A 2,653-nucleotide genomic window follows, 5' to 3' on the forward strand; every position below is an offset into this window, starting at 1 on the left:
CGCTGCCGGGGCCGCCTCGCCGGTCGTCCTGGACGCGGGCCGCCGCGCGGGCACCCGCCCGGTACGCCGCGATGGCGCCCGCCCGTGCCGCCCGGACGTCACCGCCGGCCTCCAGGGCACGCTGCCCTTCCGAGGGGTCGGTGACCGCTCTCGCCTCGATCGCGGCCCGACGCGCCGCCTCCGGGTCGCCGGCCGCGCCACCGGCCCCGCCGCCGAGGGCGGGACCACCGTACGCACCGCCCGTCAGGGCGCCACCGGACGCGGACACCCCACGCGCGCCCGCACCGCCGCCCCCGAGCGCCCCCGGAACCGGACGGGCACCGCCGACGCCACCGGGTCCCACCGCTCCCGCGGCTCCGCCCTGGCCTGCCCCGGACACACCCGGACCACGCCCGCCCGGCACGACCGGCCCGGCGCCCGTCGTGCCCGGATCATCGCCGGGTGTGCCGGGACGGTCCTCGAAGTCCTGTACGGGCACGGGGTCGTATCCGCACAGGGCCTCCTCGGCGGCCCCGACCGCGAGCCCCGTGAGCATGACGCGGCCGTCGTCGCAGACGAGCACCGTCCGCTCGGTGATGTTGCGGTGCACCCAGCCGTGGGCGTGCAGGGCCCGCAGCGCGGTGAGCACGTCGGAGGCGACCTCGGCCGCGCGGTACGGGGTCAGCGGCTGGTCCGCCAGCAGCGCCGCGAGCGGCCGCGCCGGCACCAGTTCGCTCACTATCCACAGCGAACCGCCCTCGGCGAACACGTCGAAGACCTGGTCGAGCCGCGGGTGGTCGGGGATCTGCGCGGCGGCCTGCGCGGCCTCGATCGCCCGCCGTACGGCCGGGTCGGTGGCTCCTCGCGGGGTACGCGCCGCACCCCGGCGCGCGCCCCGGTCCCGGGCCACGTACCCCTCGGGCAGGCCGTCCGCGTCGAGCACCTCGGCCTCGACGACCTCGGGCAACGGCACCTGCCGTACGAGGACTTCCTGGCCGCTGTAGGTGTCGAAGGCCCGGCTCTCGGCGAACTCGTAGTCGTCGGTGGGCGGCAGCGGCAGGCGGTAGCGGTCCGCGAGTACTCGTCCCGCGTATTCGTCCACGATGCCCTCCCCCGACCGTCCGGTTGGTCAAATTCGTTCGTCCGACGGCTTGTTCCGTGCTGGATGCGTACGGTCCGCAGCCATTCACGATACGTGCCGGAGGCAACCCGCATTGAGGGGATGCGATATCTCACCCGTCTCGAATGCGCTCGAACGCCCTCGATCTTCCCCGGAACACCCGTCCCCGAACTCACCGGGCGGGCACAACTCCCCCAGCCGACCTCGCATCGGAGGAGCGCACACCACCCCGTGCCCCCGCACGCCCCCGTACGGCGCATCGGGCCGGAGCGGCATCCTCACGGCTCCATAACGAGATGGGCACCGGCGCACAACAGCCGCGCCCCCCTGCCCGAACCGCCGTCGACGTACGCCCGAACCCCCCGTCCACGGGCGCCGCGACCGCCCGGCGCGCCGCGGACTCACGTCATCACACGCACCCCGCCGACCGCGTCCGGTGTGCCTCGGAGCGCCTCCCACGCGCCTACGGGCGCCTCAGGACTTCGGGCGGAACGTTTTGGTGAATGTCCGCCAGGTGTCCTTGCGCAGCTCGCCGCTCCACTCGGACGCCTTGGCGGTGTACATCAGCGCGTACCCCTGCTTCCCGTCGACCACGAACCCGCGGTCGATCGAGCGGTACTTCGTCCCGCCCTCCACATAGGTGAACTCCCAGTCGGCCGTGTTCCAGCCCCGGTAGTCCACCGCCTCAATGCGGATCCGGTCGTACTGCGCGCGGGTCATGTACTGCTCTTGGTTCTTCCAGTCGGCGACCGGGTCGTCCTTCGGGGTGTTCGTCCACCCGACGAGGAGCTTCTGCCCGTCGGGCCCGGCGAACCGGGCGCCCGCCGCGCCCGTGGACTGGTACTTCCACCCGTCGGGCAGTCCGATGGAGAAGCCCTGGCCGCTCTTGTACGTCTCGGCGGAGATGTCCTTCGAGGACCCGGAACCACCGGAACCGCCGGAGCCGCTCGACGTGTCGGAGTCGGTGGACGACGAGTTCTCCGTGGAGTCGTCCGACCCCGTGGGCTCCTCGGAGGTCTCACCGTCCGGGCTGGGGACCGATCCCGCGTCCTCGTCCTTGCCGTTCTTGTCCTTGTCCTTGGCGGCGCCGTCCGAGGAAGTCCCGCTGGACACGGCGGCCTTGGTGCCGGCGCCCTTGCTGTTGTCGGCGCTGTCGTCGCCGTTGAACACGAACGCCAGCACGGTCCCGAGGACCACCAGCGCCACGGCCACGGCGATGACGGCGAGCGTCCGCCGCGAGACCACGTCCGTGATGGGCGCCCTGGGCACGGGCCGCGGCGGCAGGTCCGGCGGCGGCACCTGCGGCCACCCCGAGGAGGTCGCACCACCCGCGACGGTGTCACCGTCACGCGCCCCGACCGCCCCGGCGACCGGCTTGCCCGAGGCGCTCCCGGCCTTCGCGGCTCCGGCAGCCGCCCCGGCGGCGGCACCGGACGAGAGGCCGACCGACGCGGACTTCGTGGTGACGGCCGTGGTCGGCTCGGCGGGCCTGGCAGGCTTGGCGGGCTTGGCCGGCGGCGCGGACGGGGTTGGCGCGGCGGCGGCCGCGCCCCG

The 2,653-nt window shown here is 74.4% G+C and carries 2 protein-coding genes; both read right to left on the reverse strand.

Annotated features, from left to right (window positions below; all coding sequences use genetic code 11):
* Window positions 1–1,081: protein kinase domain-containing protein (locus M8J73_RS44455; protein WP_249829926.1), on the reverse strand; the 1,081-nt coding region annotated here is incomplete at its 3' end.
* A gap of 492 nt (window positions 1,082–1,573) precedes the next feature.
* Window positions 1,574–2,653 (reverse strand): serine/threonine kinase C-terminal domain-containing protein (locus M8J73_RS44460; RefSeq protein WP_505016645.1); only part of this gene is annotated, 1,080 nt, incomplete at its 5' end.

It is taken from the genome of Streptomyces neyagawaensis, from assembly GCF_023516595.1.
GTDB classification, from domain to species: Bacteria; Actinomycetota; Actinomycetes; order Streptomycetales; family Streptomycetaceae; genus Streptomyces; species Streptomyces neyagawaensis.